Origin of the sequence: Bacillus sp. RHFS10, from assembly GCF_016757475.1 — a bacterium.
In the GTDB taxonomy this organism is placed as follows: domain Bacteria; phylum Bacillota; class Bacilli; order Bacillales; family Bacillaceae; genus Bacillus; species Bacillus subtilis_G.
The window spans coordinates 560,018-580,322 of record NZ_JAESPO010000001.1 but is presented as its reverse complement, the minus strand read 5'-3'; the positions used below and the strand labels follow the sequence as shown (position 1 = coordinate 580,322).

Annotated in this window: 24 protein-coding genes and 1 pseudogene; 8 read left to right on the top strand and 17 right to left on the bottom strand. The window is 45.8% G+C overall.

Annotated elements, in window-relative coordinates; genetic code table 11:
* The first annotated feature begins 38 nt into the window (after positions 1 to 38).
* Entirely contained in the window at positions 39 to 389 is a 351-nt protein-coding gene (gene ansR / locus JMN17_RS03030) for an HTH-type transcriptional regulator AnsR (protein ID WP_202327303.1), read from the top strand.
* Positions 390 to 397: 8 nt separating this feature from the next.
* Here the strand turns inward: ansR and JMN17_RS03025 are convergent, their stop codons facing one another.
* Entirely contained in the window at positions 398 to 1,561 is a 1,164-nt protein-coding gene (locus JMN17_RS03025) for a TIGR00375 family protein (protein ID WP_202327301.1), read from the bottom strand.
* Positions 1,558 to 2,115 carry an ADP-ribose pyrophosphatase gene (gene nudF, locus JMN17_RS03020; protein WP_202327300.1) on the bottom strand — a complete coding sequence of 186 codons (558 nt, stop codon included), beginning with the start codon at positions 2,113 to 2,115 and terminating at the stop codon, positions 1,558 to 1,560. Before nudF ends, JMN17_RS03025 begins: the two co-directional genes overlap by 4 nt.
* Before the next feature lie 74 nt (positions 2,116 to 2,189).
* Between nudF and mciZ the strand changes: the two genes are divergently transcribed.
* Both mciZ and JMN17_RS03010 read left to right on the top strand, forming a co-directional pair.
* Entirely contained in the window at positions 2,190 to 2,312 is a 123-nt protein-coding gene (mciZ, locus tag JMN17_RS21625) for a Z-ring formation inhibitor MciZ (protein WP_014114281.1), read from the top strand.
* Positions 2,313 to 2,375: 63 nt separating this feature from the next.
* Positions 2,376 to 3,296 carry an aldo/keto reductase gene (locus tag JMN17_RS03010; protein ID WP_087990617.1) on the top strand — a complete coding sequence of 307 codons (921 nt, stop codon included), beginning with the start codon at positions 2,376 to 2,378 and terminating at the stop codon, positions 3,294 to 3,296.
* A 289-nt stretch (positions 3,297 to 3,585) separates the two neighbouring features.
* Here the strand turns inward: JMN17_RS03010 and JMN17_RS03005 are convergent, their stop codons facing one another.
* Positions 3,586 to 3,810, bottom strand: coding sequence for a YqkE family protein (locus tag JMN17_RS03005; protein ID WP_087990810.1), 225 nt, complete (start codon positions 3,808 to 3,810; stop codon positions 3,586 to 3,588).
* 165 nt (positions 3,811 to 3,975) lie between these two features.
* Between JMN17_RS03005 and JMN17_RS03000 the strand changes: the two genes are divergently transcribed.
* Positions 3,976 to 4,896 carry an alpha/beta hydrolase gene (locus JMN17_RS03000; RefSeq protein WP_087990618.1) on the top strand — a complete coding sequence of 307 codons (921 nt, stop codon included), beginning with the start codon at positions 3,976 to 3,978 and terminating at the stop codon, positions 4,894 to 4,896.
* A gap of 78 nt (positions 4,897 to 4,974) precedes the next feature.
* Here JMN17_RS03000 and JMN17_RS02995 read toward each other — a convergent pair whose 3' ends face one another.
* The 7 genes and pseudogenes from JMN17_RS02995 to JMN17_RS02965 form a co-directional block, all read right to left on the bottom strand.
* Positions 4,975 to 5,214, bottom strand: coding sequence for a YqkC family protein (locus JMN17_RS02995; protein WP_003236767.1), 240 nt, complete (start codon positions 5,212 to 5,214; stop codon positions 4,975 to 4,977).
* Between the two features lie 14 nt (positions 5,215 to 5,228).
* Entirely contained in the window at positions 5,229 to 5,552 is a 324-nt protein-coding gene (locus JMN17_RS02990) for an iron-sulfur cluster biosynthesis family protein (protein ID WP_087990619.1), read from the bottom strand.
* Positions 5,549 to 6,580, bottom strand: a complete 1,032-nt coding sequence (locus JMN17_RS02985) for a bifunctional GNAT family N-acetyltransferase/GrpB family protein (protein ID WP_202327293.1) — start codon at positions 6,578 to 6,580, stop codon at positions 5,549 to 5,551. The genes JMN17_RS02990 and JMN17_RS02985 overlap by 4 nt, the downstream gene beginning before the upstream one ends.
* Positions 6,573 to 6,918: pseudogene (locus JMN17_RS02980) on the bottom strand (antibiotic biosynthesis monooxygenase family protein). Before JMN17_RS02980 ends, JMN17_RS02985 begins: the two are co-directional and overlap by 8 nt.
* Positions 6,919 to 6,927: 9 nt before the next feature.
* Complete coding sequence (locus JMN17_RS02975; RefSeq protein ID WP_087990621.1) at positions 6,928 to 7,398, bottom strand: GNAT family N-acetyltransferase; 471 nt, start codon at positions 7,396 to 7,398, stop codon at positions 6,928 to 6,930.
* A gap of 192 nt (positions 7,399 to 7,590) precedes the next feature.
* Positions 7,591 to 7,929, bottom strand: coding sequence for a YolD-like family protein (locus JMN17_RS02970; RefSeq protein WP_087990622.1), 339 nt, complete (start codon positions 7,927 to 7,929; stop codon positions 7,591 to 7,593).
* Entirely contained in the window at positions 7,926 to 9,164 is a 1,239-nt protein-coding gene (locus JMN17_RS02965) for a DNA polymerase IV (RefSeq protein ID WP_087990623.1), read from the bottom strand. The genes JMN17_RS02970 and JMN17_RS02965 overlap by 4 nt, the downstream gene beginning before the upstream one ends.
* A 167-nt stretch (positions 9,165 to 9,331) precedes the next feature.
* On the opposite strand from JMN17_RS02965, the gene JMN17_RS02960 reads away from it, so the two are divergent.
* Positions 9,332 to 9,538, top strand: a complete 207-nt coding sequence (locus tag JMN17_RS02960) for a YqzH family protein (RefSeq protein WP_148961969.1) — start codon at positions 9,332 to 9,334, stop codon at positions 9,536 to 9,538.
* 63 nt (positions 9,539 to 9,601) lie between these two features.
* On the opposite strand, the gene JMN17_RS02955 is transcribed toward JMN17_RS02960, so the two are convergent.
* A complete protein-coding gene (locus tag JMN17_RS02955) occupies positions 9,602 to 9,775 on the bottom strand; it encodes a hypothetical protein (RefSeq protein WP_202327287.1) in 174 nt (57 codons plus the stop codon).
* Between the two features lie 303 nt (positions 9,776 to 10,078).
* Between JMN17_RS02955 and JMN17_RS02950 the strand changes: the two genes are divergently transcribed.
* Positions 10,079 to 11,311: an MDR family MFS transporter gene (locus tag JMN17_RS02950; RefSeq protein ID WP_202327285.1), complete on the top strand. Its 1,233-nt coding sequence runs from the start codon at positions 10,079 to 10,081 to the stop codon at positions 11,309 to 11,311.
* A 205-nt stretch (positions 11,312 to 11,516) separates the two neighbouring features.
* Here the strand turns inward: JMN17_RS02950 and JMN17_RS02945 are convergent, their stop codons facing one another.
* From JMN17_RS02945 to JMN17_RS02925, 5 genes are all read right to left on the bottom strand, one after another.
* Entirely contained in the window at positions 11,517 to 11,903 is a 387-nt protein-coding gene (locus JMN17_RS02945; protein ID WP_087990626.1) for a VOC family protein, read from the bottom strand.
* Between the two features lie 4 nt (positions 11,904 to 11,907).
* A complete protein-coding gene (gene coaA / locus JMN17_RS02940; protein ID WP_087990627.1) occupies positions 11,908 to 12,867 on the bottom strand; it encodes a type I pantothenate kinase in 960 nt (319 codons plus the stop codon).
* 71 nt (positions 12,868 to 12,938) lie between these two features.
* Positions 12,939 to 14,273, bottom strand: coding sequence for a D-serine ammonia-lyase (dsdA, locus tag JMN17_RS02935; RefSeq protein ID WP_087990628.1), 1,335 nt, complete (start codon positions 14,271 to 14,273; stop codon positions 12,939 to 12,941).
* A 78-nt stretch (positions 14,274 to 14,351) separates the two neighbouring features.
* Positions 14,352 to 15,131, bottom strand: a complete 780-nt coding sequence (locus tag JMN17_RS02930; RefSeq protein ID WP_087990629.1) for an SDR family NAD(P)-dependent oxidoreductase — start codon at positions 15,129 to 15,131, stop codon at positions 14,352 to 14,354.
* A gap of 5 nt (positions 15,132 to 15,136) precedes the next feature.
* Positions 15,137 to 16,096: an MBL fold metallo-hydrolase gene (locus tag JMN17_RS02925; protein WP_087990630.1), complete on the bottom strand. Its 960-nt coding sequence runs from the start codon at positions 16,094 to 16,096 to the stop codon at positions 15,137 to 15,139.
* Positions 16,097 to 16,498: 402 nt separating this feature from the next.
* Between JMN17_RS02925 and proC the strand changes: the two genes are divergently transcribed.
* A complete protein-coding gene (gene proC / locus JMN17_RS02920; protein WP_202327283.1) occupies positions 16,499 to 17,329 on the top strand; it encodes a pyrroline-5-carboxylate reductase in 831 nt (276 codons plus the stop codon).
* A gap of 43 nt (positions 17,330 to 17,372) precedes the next feature.
* Here proC and JMN17_RS02915 read toward each other — a convergent pair whose 3' ends face one another.
* On the bottom strand, positions 17,373 to 19,007 hold the full coding sequence (locus JMN17_RS02915; protein WP_202327281.1) for a M20/M25/M40 family metallo-hydrolase: 1,635 nt from the start codon (positions 19,005 to 19,007) through the stop codon (positions 17,373 to 17,375).
* 173 nt (positions 19,008 to 19,180) lie between these two features.
* Between JMN17_RS02915 and namA the strand changes: the two genes are divergently transcribed.
* Positions 19,181 to 20,197 (top strand): NADPH dehydrogenase NamA, encoded by a 1,017-nt coding sequence (gene namA / locus JMN17_RS02910; RefSeq protein ID WP_148961976.1) that lies wholly within the window; start codon positions 19,181 to 19,183, stop codon positions 20,195 to 20,197.
* Positions 20,198 to 20,305: the final 108 nt, after the last annotated feature.

The window sequence follows — 20,305 nt, the reverse complement described above, 5'->3', positions numbered from 1 at the left end:
GATATAATCAGCTCAAGGTGAAAAAGGAGCGAAAGTTCATGAATCTAGATCGTTTAACTGAATTGAGAAAAAAGAAAAATTGGTCGCTTCAATATACAGCTGACCTTCTGGGTATCGCAAAAAGCACATATGCCGGCTACGAATCAGGCTACCGGCGGCCTTCACTTGAGGCGCTTGCCATGCTGGCTGACCTCTTTGACACAACCTGCGATGAACTTTTGGGCCGCGAGAAACAAAAGCAAACTGCTCCTCAGACCATTGAGTTGACCACGTGGAGCAGCCTTGACTTGACTATTTCTGTTGATGACAAGCCGCTGAGTGAAGACGAAATCATCCAGCTGATCACCTTTATCCGGACGAAGAGAAAAGTACAGGAGGAAATGAGTTAATCTTTCACTCACGGTTTAATTTTACCGTAGGTTCCTCCTCCTCCGGCTTTTAATTCCAGCTTTCCGGATCTCGCTTTTACAATCAACGCCGCGGTTTTCGGCGGGACAACGCGAGCCAAATCTTCTTCTGCCGCCTCATGAAGAACAGCCATTTCTGTTCCGAAGGCTTTTTTTAGTTTGTCCAGCGTTTTCGGACCGACACCCGGAACAAATTGCAGCGGGATCTGATGAACATATCTTGGACGCGAGACGCGAACTTCAGTCTGATCACTCAATTCACGCAATCTTTCGCTAACTCCCTTTGTAAACTTGGCATTTCCGCAATTCGCGCACACCGTTTCCCCGCTCACAGCAGGTTCTCCGCATGCTTCGCAAGCTGTCTGATAATATTTTCCCAATAACGGATCCAAGCCATAATTTGCGGTAATTTTCCTGTCACCCTGCACCTTTAATGCAAGAGTAAATTCGATAAAATCAGCTGACTGCACATATAGTTCATTATATTCTCTGCCGATTTTCGCTAACGAATGCGCATCAGAATTTGTTAAAAAAGGATACTGATTCAATTCAGATACATGTGAAGCCATGTCTGTATCACAGCTTAATCCTAGTTCCACCGCATCTATCATAGAGGGATCAAAAACCTGGGTTAGGCTTGATGCAACCCCTTTTCCATATAAGCTTTTATGCGGTGTAAAGATATGGGCGGGGATAAACAGTCCGCCCAATTCCTTCACTTTTTTTTGCAGGTTCAAGCCCGTTTCATAAATCCGCTGTGAGCTTAAATGAATGTTTTTCAGCCGCGATGACAGCCAGTTTGAAAACCGCTTCATTTCAGCAAGCGTTGGCATAAACACGAGGACATGGATCGGCCCGCTGCAGGCTTCGTCATAAATCTCCAGCTCGCTTCCTAATAAAAGAGTCGTGCTGCGGTACCGAATCCCCCCGCCATCAAGCTCGCGATATGTTCCTGATGAAATGCCTTCTTCTAGCTCCAAAATGACTTCCGGAGAATGGCAGTCGATAATGCCAAGAAGTTCTATCCCTTTATGCTCACTGGCTTCTATCAAAATTCGGTCCAGCGTAAGTGTTTTGGCGCCTGTTATTTTGACAGCCCTTCCTGTAAAGGTCCGGCCGATATGAATGTGCAAATCCGCGTAAATCTTTTTCATTTTTGTGCTTGTAGCGCTTCTTTTAGCTGAAGATACTGAATCGCATAGGCTGTCTTAGCATCATATACTTCACGCGATTCAACCAGCTTCTGCGCATCTTCAAGCGTCACCTCCATCACTTCAACAAACTCGTCCTCATCAAGCTCCCGTTTTTCTTCGAGAACAGAAAGCTCTTCAGCAAGAAACACGTGAACGATTTCATCAGCAAAGCCGGGCGATGTATAAAACGCAGTGATTTTTGTCAGCTTTTTCGCTGTATAACCCGTTTCCTCTTCAAGCTCCCGAAGTGCCGTATACTCCGGCTCCTCCCCTTTTTCAAGCTTTCCGGCCGGAATTTCAACGATCGTCCGCTCAAGCGGCTTGCGGAATTGTTTGACCATAATGATTTTCCCTTCATCAGTAACAGCTAATATCGCTACAGCCCCAGGGTGTTTCACAATTTCACGTTTACTCGCTTTGCCGTTTGGCAGCTCCACGTCCTCCACATATAGATCAATGACTTTACCTGAAAAGATCTGTTCTTTAGCAATTGTTTTTTCTTCTAATGATTTCATTTCTTCATCTCCCGTTCTGTCTCTATATGATGCCCCATACATTTTATCATACTAGAGAAAAGGGGGGCTTCTTCGTGAAAGTGCATCGCATGCCAAAAGGTGTTGTCTTAGTCGGAAAAGCATGGGAGATTCGGGCGAAATTAAAGGAATACGGGCGCACATTCCAATATGTGAAAGATTGGGTCTCTAAGCCGTAAAAGTTGAAACTTTAGCTCCTTTATATTACGGTCAATACAAAGCTTTAAAAAAGGAGTGTGCACATGAGAAAGCGCAAACTGGGTACATCTGATTTAGAAATAAGCGAAGCCGGACTCGGCTGTATGTCTCTTGGTACTGAAAAAAACAAAGCTTTGTCTATCTTGGATGAAGCCATCGAGCTTGGCATCAACTATTTGGACACAGCGGATTTGTATGACCGCGGACGCAACGAAGAAATCGTCGGTGATGCGATCCAAAACAGACGCCAGGATATTATTTTGGCAACGAAAGCGGGAAACCGCTGGGATGACGACAGCGAAGGCTGGTATTGGGACCCATCAAAAGCTTACATAAAAGAAGCCGTGAAAAAGAGCCTTGCACGGCTGAAAACAGATTATATTGATCTCTATCAGCTTCACGGCGGCACGATAGAGGACAACATTGATGAAACGATCGAAGCGTTTGAAGAATTAAAGCAAGAAGGTGTCATCCGTTACTATGGCATTTCTTCCATTCGCCCGAATGTCATAAAAGAATATGTAAAAAAATCAAACATCATCAGTATTATGATGCAGTTCAGCCTGTTTGACAGACGCCCCGAGGAATGGCTTCCGCTTTTAGAGGAACATCAAATCAGCGTAGTCACCAGAGGTCCGGTTGCCAAAGGGCTCTTGACAGAAAAACCGCTTGAACAAGCAGCGGACAGCATCAAACAAAACGGGTACTTGTCTTATTCCTTTGAGGAATTGACAAATGCCCGCAAGGCAATAGAGGATGTTGCTTCCGATCTTTCCATGACAGAAAAGTCGCTGCAGTATCTGTTAGCACAGCCGGCTGTCGCTTCAGTGATTACAGGCGCGAGTAAGATTGAGCAGTTACGGGAAAACATTCACGCTGCAAACGCACGGCGTTTAAGCGAAGAGGAAGTCAAAGCGCTCCAATCTCATACGAAACAAGACGTTTACGAAGCTCACCGCTCATAACAGAAAACAAGCACCTGTACGGGTGCTTGTTCATATGGTTGACAAAATCCTAAAACGGTTTTCGTTTTAGGATTTTGTCATCTTTTCAGCGTGATTGAAAACCCTTGAAGTCTAGGAAGGACGAGCATTGGAGCAGACTTCCGCAGGATGCGGTGGCAGGGGCGTTTGAGCAGGACGCTCTAGCTTTTAGCCGCTGATCTTTTTTCACGTGAGCACCAATGCGCAGGACTGACAACGAATGCGAGGGTTTGTCGACACGCTGAAACCAGCACCTGTACGGGTGCTGGTTTTATTTATATTGATGCCAATCCATTTGGCTTTCATCAAGGAGCTCTTCAAAGCTTTTATTTTTTTCGATCTCTTTTTTCTTTCTGAGCTGTTCTGCTTTTTCTCTTTCCTGCCTCTTTTCGTCCTCTTCCTTCAACTGACTCTTCATCTCCATAAGCTTTGCTTTGATGTCGGTTTGAAGGCCGTCTTTTAATTGGTGTTTGTCAGCGGATTTTTGTTTTTTCATGTAGACTTCCCCCGTGTTTTGTTTTGAAGCCAGTTTATCACGGAGCATACAGACTGAACAAGCGGGCTCTCTTCTCAAAACTTTTTTGATCCGCGCAGAAGTGTTTAGGTATAATGATTTTAAGTGTAAATTTCCTGTATTTAGTTGAAAGGTGCTGTGACTCTTTTGAAGAAAATCCTTTTGGCCATTGGCGCTCTCTTAACCGCTGTTATCGGAATCGGAGTTGTTTTTTCGAATATCATTCTATTTATCAAGAAAAAGACAGATGAAGACATTATCAAAAGAGAGACAGACGACGGACATGATGTGTTTGAATCCTTTGAACGAATGGAGAAAACTGCTTTTGTGATACCATCGGCTTACGGATATGATATAAAAGGATACCATGTCGCTCCGCATGACACACCAAACACCATTATCATCTGCCACGGGGTGACGATGAATATATTGAATTCTCTTAAATATATGCATTTATTTCTCGATTTCGGCTGGAATGTAGTGGTTTATGACCATCGCCGTCACGGTCAAAGCGGCGGAAAGACGACTGGCTACGGGTTTTATGAAAAGGATGATCTCAGTGAGGTTGTTAATTGGGTCAAAAACAAAACAGGTCATCGCGGATTGATCGGCATTCACGGTGAATCAATGGGAGCTGCGACCGCCCTGCTTTATGCTGGTGAACACTGTGATGATGGGGCTGATTTTTATATTGCTGATTGTCCGTTCGCACGTTTTGATGAACAGCTTGCCTATCGGCTGAAAGCGGAATACAGGCTCCCGTCTTGGCCGCTGCTCCCCATCGCCGACTTCTTTTTGAAGCTGAGAGGCGGCTATCGGGCACGCGAAGTATCTCCGCTTGCTGTCATTGATCAAATCCAAAATCCGGTCCTCTTTATTCACAGTAAGGATGATGATTATATTCCGATTTCTTCAACCGAGCGGCTTTTTGAAAAGAAACCCGGACCGAAGGCACTGTATATTGCCGAGAACGGTGAACACGCCATGTCGTATACCAAAAACCGGGACACGTATCGAAAAACGGTGCAGACGTTTTTAAACAAAATGAAGGGTTCAACAACATGCTGAAATCTTAGGCCTTGCCTCGTTTTTTTCTTTTCCATAATAAAAAGCGAAAGGCCACTTCGGCTCTTTCGCTTTTCCATTTCATAAAACGTCGGTAATGCCATCCATATTTTCTCTGATCCATTCAATCGCAAGATCTATTGTTGTGAACTCTTGTGTTTCGAATGTCATTTCATCCTGCAATAGCCAAACATCTTTCTTGATAGACTCTGCTCCTCCAATTGACCAATGGAGCAAGGTATAGGGATGGTTTTGGTTTAGGAAGGATACCCACGTTTTATTCTGTGCTGTGTTCTTCATTGACTTCAGCTTTTGTTCCACGTTTTCGTGTCTCCCTACTTTACTAATATGCTCATTCTGGGGCTGAGCATTTCAGCCGGACTTTTCAGCGCCAGTGTTTTAGCTTTTTCATTGTAATCGATCGTCATTTGATCGTCAAAAAACACTTTTTGCGACGATTGGATATAAAGCGGGATGCCGTTCGTTTCCAGCTGCTCGCACTGTCCCGTTAATTCTTCTGCCAGCCAGATTGTCGGTACACCGCTTACCGCGCAGCCGCATCCTTCTGCATCGTAACGAAGCTGGGCTTTTTTCCTTGGGTTGGCGTCAAACGCCTGCTGCAGTGCTTGTTTTGCTGCATCTGTCACGTGTATGTTCATAAGGTGAGTCCCCCGTTTCCATCATTTTCGCTATTGTAGCATACAACGTTTCTATCCGCATTGTTTCCGCCTTCCTTCCACCGCTTCGCATTTTCTTCTGCAGCCTTAATCCAATCATCTTTCCCTTGTATGTACTGATTGATACTATCCGGATGTTGGGCCGCCAGTCGTTTTTTGAGATTGGCGTATTCGTTCGCTATTGCTGGATGAGCTCTGAGATAATCTCTCAATAGCAGATGCCTTTCAATAGCAGGGTTTCCCTTTTCGTACATATGGAGATGATGAGTGCGTTTATTACCGCCCTTTTGGAAGTAATGCCTGCCCGCTGCGCCATTTTCTCCTTTCGGTGTGTAGCCGATTGCCTTCATTTGTGTATCATATTGGCTCACAGCTTCAATTCTTCTTACTTCAATCAGAATATCAATGATTGGCTTTGCCGCCATGTTCGGGATCGATGTGCTTCCGATATGATGAACAGCGATGATCTCCGGTCCGAACACAAGCTTCAGCCGTTCTTTTTCTTCACTGAAAAGTTCCGCCCATTTTTCATTGTAGGGAACGACTTCAACTTTTCTTTTCGGATACAAATAAAAGACAGACAGCAAAAGACCCTCCGCCGCTTCGACAGTTTCTGCCTTTTGAAATCCCGCCTGTGTATAGAGCGACATGGCCGGTGTATTTTTCTCAGCTGTGACTACTTCGATTTTCTCAGCGTCTTTGTTTTGATCGATGACAAATTGCAGAAGTGCCCGTCCAATCCCTTTTCTGAAACCGCCGGGATGCACGACAAGCCTGCAAATGGTGAGATGATGCATGTTTTTCTCATATGAAATGACACCTATCAGTTTGCCGTCTTTCCGATATCCCGCAAACTGTTCATGGGATGCTTGAATATCCTTCGTCTTCTCTTGTAAGGCGGGGATACCGTCAAAACCGATAAGCTCCGCTTCTTTTATGTAGGCGGGCTGCTGTACGGCAATAATCTCACGCGCTGTGTTGTCTTTCTTATGTTGAAGAGATTCAATCATTTCTGTTCTCCTGAAAATAGCAGCTGTCTCTCGACCTTTGCAACGCGGACTGCATACGACGCGTACCAAACGCTCTTTCCTTTTTCTTTTGCCGCTTGATGTTCGGTGTGATGCTTCCAGCGATTAATGGCGTCCATACTGTCCCAATAGGACACCGTTATGCCCCTTCCATTCGCTTCACGAACGCTTTCGACGCCTAAAAATCCGGGCTGATCCGCCGCCAGCGATACCATCCGCTCTGCTGTTTCTCCATATCCTGTGTCACTTTCGCTTTTGACAGATGAAAAAATAACTGCATAGTAAGGAGGTTCAGGTGTTTTTGATAAAAAATCCATCATATTTCCCCCTCATATGTTTTTGACAAACAGGACCTTGTCTTGGCCCGGGCCATCGTAGTTTGCAAACACTGAGATGCCATTTAGCGTTTTGGTTCCTTTTTCAATGTCAAAGCCCAATTTTGTGTGATACGCGATTGATACCTTATTCACCGGTGAAGTGACGCACTTGACCCGGGTGCATCCTCTTTGTTTTACCATTTCAATAAAGACATCGTATAATTGTTTTCCAATTTGCATTTTTCTGAAATCAGGGTGCACACCGGAAAAATGGATGTATGCCGTTTCAGGATCCGATTGCGATTGAAACCCGATTAAAAACCCTGTCATGCTGTTATGTTCAGATGCAATAAAGCTTGTGTCCTGAAAATGCTCAAAAAATAGCCTCGGCAATTTTTCTTTCAGCGGTCGGCCGCCCCACCATTCATTCATTACAGACGTTACCATTTCATAATCTGAAGACGTGATTGTTCGAATATCCATTTACGATTTAATCTCCCTCCGTCTGGCAAAACGAATGTCAGCTCTTTTTTTTTCTACAATACAAAAATTATATTTTGCCTGACTGGAATTGTAAATGCCTTCTTTTCGGTATCATACGTTTCGGAGACTGCGGAGGGAACAATGTTTGATCATTTTACACATATTTCTCCCACAGTGCAGGAGGGAGAAACTTTACAGCACAATATCAAGCACCTGATCAAGTTTCAGCTTATAAAGCTGATCCTCGTCTCCTTTTACCCATACTGTTTTTTCAAACTCTTCATACCGGCAGATTTTCCCGGTGCAGCGGACAATTTCACCGTCCTGAAAGCAGCTGACAGTAATATCCTGAGCAAACTCCATCGCGGCGCAAAGCGTTTGATTCATTTCCTCCAGCTTATCGGGATCAAGGATCGGCTTTTGCAGCTTCTGTTTATGACGCTTTCTCTCAAGCAGGCTTTGTTTATGTTCCGGCAGAAACATCCTGCTCCCTTCCCACAGCAGGTTGCCTCTTTTTAAATGGTCGTTCATTTATAGTGCCCTCCTATTTTAGCCGCACGTTCAAATGCCTGGCCTGCCGCTGTCAGTGACGCCGCCCTGACGATGGCTGTGTCGCCGAACCGGTTTTTAATGCCGTCCATCACATAGCCAAGGCTCATTTTCTTTGCATCATCCTGAAATAAATTGAGCTGCCATATGTCATCAGATGAGAGCTGAGACAGATTGACCCCCAGGCGGCGGACAGGCTTCCCGTCCCAAAACGTAAGAAACAGCCGGCACACAGCCTCATATACATCCTGCGTGGAATTAGTAGGCTCCGCCAACTTCACTTGCCGGTTGAAGCCTGTCGGCCAATCAAAATCAGCCCCCCGGCAGCTTACTGACACCGTCTGTCCCATTGCCCCGGCGTTTCGGCTTCGCCTGCACACTTCTTCACTCAGCTCCAACAGCACGACTTTAATTTCTTTGTCAAAGTGTTCGTAGTCTCTCGGGAGCGTCATTCCATGGCCGATGGCCTTTTGCCCGTCCAGAGATGAAGTTGAAACAGGGGAATAGTCGATCCCGTTCGCCGTCATCCACAGCACGTGGCCGTTAATGCCCCATTTCTTTTTTAAAAGATCGAGCGGAAAAGCCGCGAGCCCGCCGATCGTGCTGATGCCCATTCGGTTTAAATGATGCCTCATGCGCCTCCCTACACCAAACATGCTGCCCACCGGGAGCGGCCACATTTCGATTTTCATACTTTCTTTCGTTAAGGTAAAAATACCGTTCTTATTCTTTTTGGCAAAATTGTCGCATGCGATTTTAGCCAGCGCTTTATTAGGGCCGATTCCGACACGCGCATAAACGCCGATCTCCCGCATAATTCTGCCCTGAATGCTTTTTGCGATCTCATCCGGCGTCCCAAACAGCTTCTGGCTGCCTGTAATGTCCATGAACTGTTCATCGATGGAATACGGCTCTACAAGATCTGTATATTCCTCTAAAATGGCCGTGATTTGCAGTGATACATCAATATACCGCTGCATACGAGGCCGGAGCACAACTGCTTCAGGGCACTTTTCCTGCGCCTCCCACAGCCGGGAAGCATTCGCGACCCCCTTTTGTTTCGCCAGCGGGCAGGCGGCCAATACGACTCCTCCCCTTCTTTCAGGGTCACCCGACACAATGACGGGCCTATTTTTCAAATGTGGATTTTCCGCTTTCTCTACAGATGCATAAAACGATTGCATGTCAACGAGAAAAATCACTTTTTCTTTCATCATACACACCTCTAAAAAGAACTTATGTTCGCTTTTTCTATTATATGCGAAAATATGTTCGATTTATACTGGTAAATGATTCTTGCCTGACAGAAAATATGATCCAAGGGTTTGAGAGAAGAAAAACATTTAGTAGAATAAAAGCGAGGCATAAAGATAGGAGAGTCATAATGGAGAAATTTGTCGAGAAAATGCTGGGACAGGCACTGCGTCAATACGGCCGAAATGTTGCCGTAGATCCGTTAAGCCCGTATGAAAAACAAAGCCTGAAAGCAGCCTTGGAAGAGAGACGGAATGAAGAACCCGATGAAGATTTGCATGCGCATATAGAAGATATCATTTATGACTATGTCACCAACCAAGGACTGTTCTCTTAAACATTGGCCAAAAGAAACAGAGACGCACAGCGCCCCGAATCGGACTGTGAGTTCTTTCAGCCGCTAATGCGGCTTTCCTTTGTAAACACCGCCATGAAAACAAACAAAAGTCTTTGTCATTATGCAGAAAGGCTTGTAAAAAAGCAAAGCCTGAGTCATACCCAGTGCCGCCTGTTCTGCCGGTCCATGCAGCGCTCCGTCAGCTTGAATCAGCGGATGATCGCCTTTTATATTCAAACAGACACCATCTGCTTCCACGGTCTGCCGAATCGCTTTGAAATGCACGGCATTCCAGCATCAATCACATCAAATAATATGCTTTCACCAATCATAAAAACATCGGATATATTATCATTTTACTCCCGAACGCCTCAACCTCAATTTCAACGATGTAACCTCCGCCAGCGACGTGCATCATCCTCAGGTAAGATATGTTTCACATTCATATCAACAATAAAATATTTTGAATTTCCCATTGGATAAGGAAATTTTTTCATATATGATAGAAAAAAATCCTACATACAGGAGAGAATACGATTCATGAAGAAATGGAAAGATATCCACCCCATCAGCTGGACAATTATAATCGGAACTATTTTCGGCAGGATGGCAACATCAATGAGCATACCTTTTTTAGTGATTTATTTAACAGCCGTCCAAGGCACATCAGCTTCCTATGCAGGGCTGGTTATCGCTGCAAGCTCATCAGTCGGCATCCTCGCAAGCTTTTACGGCGGATATATCTCGGACAAATTCGGCAGAAAAAACATGATGCTAGTGTCCATTTTCGGCTGGATGCTGGTATTTGCAGGATTTGCGGCGGCATCTCATCTCTGGGTGTTTTTTGTGGTAAACGCATTAAACGGCCTTTGCAAATCACTATTTGAACCTGCTTCAAAGGCTTTGCTGTCTGATATGACAGAAGAAAAAACGAGACTGCTTGTTTTTAATTTACGCTATGCAGCTATAAATATCGGCGTTGTCTTCGGACCGATACTAGGCCTGTATTTCGGCTCATCGCAATCGACCGCACCCTTTTTGGCGCCCGCAGTCATTTACGGACTATACGGACTCGTGCTTGTTATCCAATTTAAAAAGCATCCATCCTTATCAGGATCAGGCCAATCCCGAAATATGAGCGTGCGGGAAGCATTTATGGTGACGCAAAAGGATCTTCTTTTTACAATTGCTCTGGTCGGCATTACGCTATGCACCTTCGGCTACTCACAATTCAGTTCCACATTTCCGCAGTATATGGCGCAGAACCCCTTGTTTGGCAATGGAACGAAACTGTACGGGCTGATGCTGACATTAAACGCAATCGTTGTGCTGGCAACGCAATTTCCCATCGTCCATTTTGCAAAACGTTTTTCGCCGCTTTGCTCCTTGATGCTCGGTAATGTGATGGTGAGTATCAGCATGGCTATTTTCACCGTATCACACGGTGTTTCATCCCTTGTGCTGATTGTGGTCACATTTACAATCGGCGAAGTGCTTTTATTCTCTATGATGGATTTGTTTGTAGACCAAATTGCAAAACCCGGGTTAAAAGGCACTTATTTCGGGGCCATCGGTTTTTCACAGCTCGGAAACGTCATCGGCCCTTGGATCGGGGGTATATGTATAGACCTATTTGGCGCTGGCCGGCCGATTTTTATTTTTTCTGTTCTGAGAGGGATCACCCTGCTCGGCCTGCCATTTTTGGTGTTCGCCTATCGGCAGATGAAAACGGGAATGACAAAACACCGGCCAGGGCTGGAAAAGCCGCTTTAAATTAAAAAACGGGAGAGAACCAATCTCTCCCGCAACAATGGGGTGATGAACACGAATATAGGCAATGGGATGTTTCAGCTTTAAGTATTTATTATGTTGCCGCTGTCATCTTTGCAGCTGTTACAGGCTTCAAGTACGCGAAGAACCGAAAAGCGCAGCTGGATCGCATTGAGGAAAAGCTTAACAGCCTGTCCGAAGACCATGATTAACCGCTTGGGGCAACGAGCTCTACCTTCATCCGGTCCGGATCCTCGCAATAAACGGCATAATGCCCGTCTCCTCCGGCAAAAGGATGGCGGTCCCGATACAACACACGATAGCCTTTTCTCATCAGTTTTTCGGTCATCTGGTCAACTTGAAGCTTGGATTCAGCATGAAAGGCGAGATGGTTCAGCCCGATACGGCATCTGTGGTATGCCGGCTCGAGAAATGGCTCTTTCGCCTGCACAATCACAAGATAAAAATGATCTTTCTTCCAGCTAATGCCTGAGCCCCATTTTTGATACTCTCTATAGCCAAGTTCTGTTAAGAACCATCCCCAAAACCGCCGAGACGCTTCCAAATCGGAGACATACAGTTCAATATGGTGCACGATATTACACCCGCCTTACCAGCACTTCTTCCACCTTATGCCCGTCCCCCTTACGCAAAATGAGATCGGACCTGAATTTAGTCGGCAAGATATTTTCATATAAATTAGGCCGGTTGACACTCTGCCAAATCGAAGCTGCCATCTCGTCAGCCTCCTGATCAGACAAGTCTTTAAATTTATGAAAATAAGAATCGGGATTTTGAAAAGCCGTTTCCCGAAGCAGACGAAAACGCTCTAAATACCATGTGAAAATCCGGCTTTCGTCCGCGTCCACATAAATCGAAAAATCAAAGAAATCGGAGACAAAAATACGCGGATCTTCCCGGTCATCCTCCAAGGTGGGCGACTGAAGAACATTAATGCCTTCGATAATCACAATATCGGCCTGTTCTACAATCTCGAACACCCCTTCCTCGCGATCATAGGTCAGATGGGAATACACCGGAGCCTTTACTCTGTCTTTTCCTGATTTTAAGTCATTCAAAAATTCGAGCAACGCCTTTACGTCATAGCTTTCGGGAAACCCTTTTCGTGACAGCATATTTTTCTTTTTCAGCTCGGCTGTAGGAAATAAAAAACCATCTGTCGTGATAAGGCTCACTTTAGGGCGGTCCGGCAAACGCGAAAGCAGCTTCTGCAATATCCGCGCCGTCGTGCTTTTTCCGACTGCCACACTGCCGGCGATGCCAATAATAAACGGAATTTTGGCTGAATGAGGGTGCTTCAAAAAAACATTGACATGCTTATTGCGCTCGGCGGCTGACTTCACATGCAAATGAAGCAGGCGAACAAGCGGAATATAAATCGTTTCCACTTCTTCAACAGATAAATAATCATTCAGCCCTTCCACGGCTTTTGCCTCTTCTTCAGATACAGCAATCGACAAATGTCCCCCAAAACCAGACCAAGACTCGCGATTGTGCTGTGTATATAAAGTATGTAAGTTAAGCTCTTTATTTTTCACTGTTTACACCTGACTCTCTGTAGGTTAAAACCCTTACAAAGATTGTAACGGAAAACCCTTTCACTGTCTGCTTATTTTTTCAGCAAATCCGCACCGATTCGATTATAAGCGGACATCTCTTCTTTTGGAACCATGCTTCCTCCCGTTCCCCAGACGACATGTACGGCATGTTCCATGTTATGCTTCTGACTATATAGCCTTCCTTCTTCTGTCGAAAAAAGCTGAATGGCCCCGAACATGCCGGCAAGAGCAGAGGGCTCTAAATATTTACTTTCAGATACAGCCAGCATATGAAGCAAGGCATAAAGCGTATTGTCCTCTACGGTATAACAGCCGCTCAGCAGCGGTTCAATCAGCTTGCCCACAAACCCTGACGGCCTTCCTACAGCAAGCCCGTCAGCAGCCGTCCGATTATCCAGACCGATATCATGGACGGAAATCTTCTCGTGGAGGCCGGAATAAAGCCCCAGCAGCATACACGGTGAATGAGTCGGTTCTCCGAAAAACACATGGACATGGTCGCCGTATAAAAGCTTCAGCCCAAATGCCACACCGCCCGGCCCTCCGCCGACTCCGCACGGCAGATACACAAACAGCGGTGTCTCTAGACTTGGCTGTATATTCATACAGTCGAGCTGCGTTTTTAATCGGCTGGCGGCAACAGCATATCCTAAAAACAGCTGACGGGAATGTTCATCATCAATAAAATAACAAAATGAATCTTGCTCCGCCTGCCGTCTCCCTTCTTTCACCGCTTCACTGTAATCTGATTCATACTCCATGACAGTGACACCTTTTTGGCGAAGGAGATCCTTTTTCCACTGCTTGGCATCAGCGGACATATGCACTGTCACGCGAAATCCGAGTGTCGAACCGATGATGCCGATACTTAATCCAAGGTTTCCTGTCGAACCGACAGCAATCGAATAGCGGGAGAAAAACGCGGCAAACCGCTCTTCCTGTAAGATGCGGTAATCATCGTTTTCCAGAAGCATTCCTTCTTGAAGCGCCAGCATTTCAGCATGCTTCAATACTTCATAAATCCCGCCCCGCGCTTTAATCGATCCTGAAATCGGAAGTTCATGGTCGCACTTTAAAAGCCATCTTCCCGGAAAGGGCTGCTGATACGCCGCTTCCAGTTTTCCCTTCATATGCTGCATTTCAAAAAGCGGAGATTCGATTATTCCTTTGGCATCTTTCGTCTCAGGAAACACCTCGGCAATGTAAGGAGCAAACCGCCGCAGCCTATTTTCCGCTCCCTCTATCTCGCTTTCCCACTCATCTGCGTGAAATAACGGGCTCTCTTTCTTGCCGGAATTTGCCCAGAATACAGGCTCTGCGTCAATCAGTTTCTGAATGAACGGATCTTTGAGCAGAACATGAAGGGCTTCTTGATTGATTGACATCCAATGATTCTCCCTTCCTCTATAAAAAACTGCCTGTGGGTATGCGAACAAGCCATCTCACCACAGGCAGTTCCACCATTATTTTTTCATAAGCACGCGTCCTGCCAGCTTTTCAACCAGAGCTGGAAACAGCTGGTACAGCTTGGTGCCGGCATTCATGAAACGCGGAAGATTGATCTCCCGTTTGTTCGTGAAAATAGCAGCTGTAATGTGAGCTGCCACGTCATCAGGATCAAGCATCCAGCGACTCACATTTTTGGCGTATTCCCCGCCTTTATCAGCAATGGAAAAAAAGTCCGTCTGAATCGGTCCCGGATTAACTGTTGTCACATAAATGCCTGTTCCCGCCAGCTCCATCCGCAAAGCGTTTGAGTAGCCGAGCACGGCATGTTTTGTCGCGGAATAAAGGCTCGACTTCGGTGTTGCAATTTTCCCCGCTTGAGAAGCGATATTGATGATATGGCCCTTTTTTTGCTCAAGCATATGCGGAAGCACCGCTTTTGTACAGGCGATCAGGCCGAAGACATTCACATCAAACATCGCTTTCATATCATCCAGCGTCGAGTCTAGGACCGTTTCAAATATACCGAAGCCCGCATTGTTAATCAGTACATCAACCGAGCCGATCTGACCGCGGACACAGGCGATATCCTCCAGGCTGCCGACATCCAGAGGGAAAATCTCACACTGTCCGCTCCATTCCTCGGTTATCTTCCTTTTAATTTCTATTAAACGCTCCTCACGTCTTGCCGACAGCAGGACATGGGCTCCTTCAGCCGCGCATAAGTATGCGATTCTTTCACCGAGCCCTCCTGAAGCGCCGGTTATCCATATCCGCTTTCCCGCTATATGCTTCATCCATTTCACCTCTTCATTGTTCTAAAATATGCAGTATTTCCTTCCCAATATGACGTGATGGATTCTTCAGCCGCCAACACATCAAGATGCCCTGCCGTTTCTGACATCGTTAAAAATAAGTCCTTTTCATACACAGCAGGAAAAAGCTGCTGGCAGACCTGAAAAGCGGTCATCGGCTTTTCATCCAGCATGCGCCGCACATCCTCCGTCCTGTTCCTCTGCTTGTCAAAACGCTTCTCTATCAGCGCCTGTACGTTGGTGATCGTCTCGCCGTGGCCGGGAAACACGATTGTTGGATCAAGTTCAGACAGCCTTCGCAATGACCGCTGATAATCAACTAAAGGCTTTGATCTTATGTCTCCCGTTTTCGGCGCTTCCAGAATCGGATTAGACGAGCTGTTGGCCAGCAGAAGATCGCCGCCAATCATTCTACCGCTTTTTTCATGGAAAAGAACAATATGCGATTCAGCATGTCCAGGCATCTCCAAAACAGTCCAGCCCCCAAGCCCATCAACGCTCATCCCTTCTCTGACTGTTTTCGTCAGGGATCTCGTACAGGAAAACGCGTACGCTGACCGAATCAGCTTTTCTGTCTTTCCCGTATCAAACGGAACGCCTAATTCAGGCAGAAGCTTTTGAAAAAAACATTTTTGCCAATCCCTAAAAGCTTGATTTCGGCTGATATAAGGTTCGTTGAACGGATGCCCAATCACTTCGATTTCATCAGAAAAGGCATCAAGCAAGCCTGCATGATCAGCATGATGGTGAGTCAGTACAACCTGCTCGATATCTGACATTTTCACATTTACAGCGGCAAGCTGCTCTTGAAGGGCTCTAACAGCCTCTTTTGTATTCGGCCCGGCATCGATAAGTGTCAGCGCATCACCTTTTACGAGGTAAACGATAACATCGCCCACAGCAAAGGGTGTCGGGACGCGGATCGTCATAACATCTGCAGTTGTCATCCTTTCGCTCCTTGTCTTCATTCATTACTCATATTTTAGCTTTTTCTCAGTCTTGTGTCATTATTGCCGAATGAGAAAGTCCCTTTTTGAAAAAGCTATTGACATGAGCTTGTCCGCATTGCATAATGAACAACAAAATAAAACGAGAACCATTGGAACGCTATGACGAGGAATCGTATACAAGGCAATGGCCAAAGAGAGCGATGCCCCCGGCTGAAAGGCATTGCGGTTCGCTTGTTTGTAGAACCTGCCCTCAAGTCGCGGTTAGGAAAACCTAAACGTTTCCCGCGTTACGGGATTAGAGCTGAGCACAACTTGTGCTAATGAGGGTAGTACCGCGAACCTTTTCGTCCTTTACGTGATGAAAAGGTTTTTTGCTGTTCTGATTAAAGGAGGATATCAATGAAAAAGATAGGATTTGTCGGCGCCGGGTCCATGGCAGAAGCAATGATTAACGGTATTTTGCAAAGCGGCATCACAAAACCAGAACATATCTATATCACAAACCGCTCAAATGACGAGCGTTTGATTGAATTAAAGGAAACGTACGGCGTGTGTCCCTGCAGAGATAAAAATGAGTTTTTCACTCAAACCGATATCATCATCCTCGCTTTTAAACCGAAGGACGCAGCGGAAAGCATTGACAGCATTCGTTCGTATATCAAGGACCAGCTTGTGATTTCAGTACTTGCAGGTCTTACCATCGAAACCATTCAGCACTATTTTGGCAGAAAGCTCGCGGTCATTCGCGTCATGCCTAATACATCTGCAGCCATCCGCAAATCAGCAACCGGATTTTCCGTAAGCGCTGAAGCAAGCCAGGAAGATATGACCGCGGCAAAAGCTTTATTGGAAACAATCGGTGATGCCACACTTGTTGAGGAACGGCATCTCGACGCTGTCACGGCAATAGCCGGCAGCGGCCCGGCCTTCGTGTACCGTTATATTGAAGCAATGGAAAAAGCGGCGCAAAAAATAGGATTGGATGAGGAAACGGCAAAGGCTCTCATTTTGCAGACAATGGCAGGGGCAACAGATATGCTCCTTCAAAGCGGCAAACAGCCCGCAAAACTGCGCAAGGAAATCACGAGTCCGGGAGGCACAACAGAGGCAGGTCTTCGCGCTTTACAGGACTCACGCTTTGAAGAAGCGATTATTCACTGTGTTGAAGAAACCGCTAAACGCAGCGCCGAGATTAAAGAGCAGTTTTCCGGTGCCGCCTTAGAGACGTAAGCCCAGAGACAGAAGGGGCAATGCCTTCTGTCTTTTGTTTTTCCTAAATCAGCCGGCTGGCAGTTTCTGATGGTTTTAATAGCGCGGAGATCGTAAATAAAAGCAAATCGGGAAGCACTTCAAAGGAATAAGGCATATACAGCCTTTCCGTCCATTTGTGCGGGTCTTTTCCAGCCGGACCGACATTTAAAACCGGGACATATAAAGCCTGATCTTTGCCGCTTGGCAGTGAATATCCTCTATTAAAGAGCGGCATATTGCTTGTGTACACGTCGACTTCCTGCTTTTCGAGCTGTAGATAGCTTAAGTCTGAAAGTCCCGGGAAATACTGAACCTCCTGTAACGCTATGCCGTATCTGTCAGCCGCATAATGCATAAGCTGATCAGCTGTATTCCTAATCAAGTGATCGTCCTTTGAAGAAACCGCCGGATAAAACGGCGGGCTGTAAAAAAGAACAATCAGCGGCGCATCCTCCTTACAAAGCGAAGCAAGCTCAGATACCATTTTCGTCGAAAAATCCCTGTCCCCAAGATCTCCCCTGTTGGCAAAGGCATAATTCAGAACCCGCTCTATTTCAGAGTTTCCGGCACGCTTTCTCGCACGCGCGGCCAGCTCATCAAATGTCAAAACAGAGACGTCGCGTTCCATCGGCGTAAACGACTCAAATTGCTGAAAATCCTGTGTTTTCTTCCGAATATTCGCGGTTATTTCTCTCGCCGCCTGTTCCGCGGTTTTAAGCAGCATCTGATGCAGTTCATTGGCCGAGCGTTTCATGGACAGCACATTAAATAACGTGACAGCTGTATGCGGTGTCTGAACAGAATACGCCTCTTTCAAGTCCTTTTGCATTAAGTTTACCGGAGGCGGGGTGACTTCACCTTCAACCTTCTCGCAATAATCAGAATTCAGTTCAAGCAAGCGGTTAATCTCCGATACCATTAAATTTGCGTTTATGCCTGAAAACGGCTCTCCGACATGGGTTTCAATCCCCTTGCAGAAAAATCCCGCAAGCACCTTGCCGATACTTCCTGTATAAATATATTGCTGCTGGTCGCCGGGAAATTTTTCGAACATCGGTTCAGCATTCAGACAAGCGGAAAATGAGAGATCATGCTTTTTCTCCATTTCCTTCAGTACAGGAACCGCTTCAATCATGCCTCTCGAATTCACTTCCTCGTCAGGAACCGTAATCAACAGCAGATTGCCTTCAAATTGGCCGTTCATTGCCCGCTCCAGCATCGACAGCTGAACGGCAAGTCCCGCTTTCATATCCATCGTGCCTCTTCCGAACAGCCAGTCTCCGCTTTCAGCGTCTGTTCTCACACGTTCCGGAAGCAGCTCTTTTTTCTCTAAAAAGGAGCTCAAAAGCTCAGCAGGCTTACAAGCCATATGTTTGAATTCTCCGTAATCCTCTATGTCCACGACATCAAAATGGCTCAGCAAAAGCACTGTCTTTTTGACATTCTTCTTTTTGACAAGAGCCGTAAGAAAGGATCTGCCGTCGTCCATCGGATGAAGTGTTACATCATCAGGATGTTTTTGAAAATAAGGCTTGTCTTTCAAAATAAAATAAAGATATTCTGCAAGTGCTGCCTCTCCCTTCGAACCGGTGATGCTTTCGTATTGCACAAGAGAAGTTAAAAGGGTCAGTAATTCGTCCTTCGTCTGCCAATTCATCGATCTCCGCCCCCTCCTATGTATAAAAACGCTTCTAGCTTGAAAAATAAAATGATTCCATATCTATTATACAGAAATGTTTGACAAAAACGGATCTTTTGAGCAGTTTATATGACGGGAAAGAAATGACTTGATATAATCAACCTCTAAAAACCTTACGGGAGGCGAAAGAAATGGCCAGAAAATTATTCACACCGATTACCATTAAAGATATGACGTTAAAAAACCGCATTGTCATGTCGCCAATGTGCATGTACTCTTCTCATGAAAAGGACGGAAAATTGACGCCGTTCCACATGGCACATTACATATCGCGCGCAATCGGCCAGGTCGGGCTGATTATTGTCGAGGCATCAGCAGTTAATCCTCAAGGACGAATCACAGACCAAGACTTAGGAATTTGGAGTGACGAGCATATTGAAGGCTTTGCCAAACTGACTGAGCAGGTCAAAGAACAAGGCTCAAAAATCGGCATTCAGCTTGCCCATGCCGGACGTAAAGCAGAGCTTGAAGGAGATATTTTCGCTCCATCGGCGATTGCGTTTGACGAACAATCAGCAACACCTGTAGAAATGTCAGCAGAAAAAATAAAAGAAACAATCCGCGAGTTCAAACAAGCGGCTGCCCGCGCAAAAGAAGCCGGCTTTGATATGATTGAAATTCATGCGGCACACGGATACTTAATTCACGAATTTTTATCTCCGCTTTCCAACCATCGCACAGATGAATACGGCGGCTCACCAGAAAACCGCTATCGTTTCTTAAGAGAGATCATTGATGAAGTCAAACAAGTATGGAACGGCCCTTTATTTGTCCGTGTATCTGCTTCTGACTATACAGATAAAGGCTTAGACATCGCCGATCACATCGGTTTTGCAAAATGGATGAAGGAGCAGGGTGTTGACTTAATTGACTGCAGCTCAGGCGCCCTTGTTCACGCAGACATTAACGTATTCCCCGGCTATCAAGTCAGCTTCGCTGAGAAAATCCGTGAACAGGCCGACATGGCAACTGGTGCTGTCGGCATGATTACAGACGGTTCAATGGCTGAAGAAATTCTGCAAAATGGACGTGCCGACCTCATCTTTATCGGCAGAGAGCTATTGCGGGATCCTTTCTTTGCAAGAACAGCAGCGAAACAGCTCAATACAGAGATTCCGGCCCCTGTTCAATATGAGAGAGGCTGGTAATGCCCACAAGAGATATCCTCAAACGGATATCTCTTTTTTTATTTTTAGAGAAACGATCAGCTCAGGTTCTCCGTCTCCCTAGTAGAACCAATTAGAGGAGATGACTCC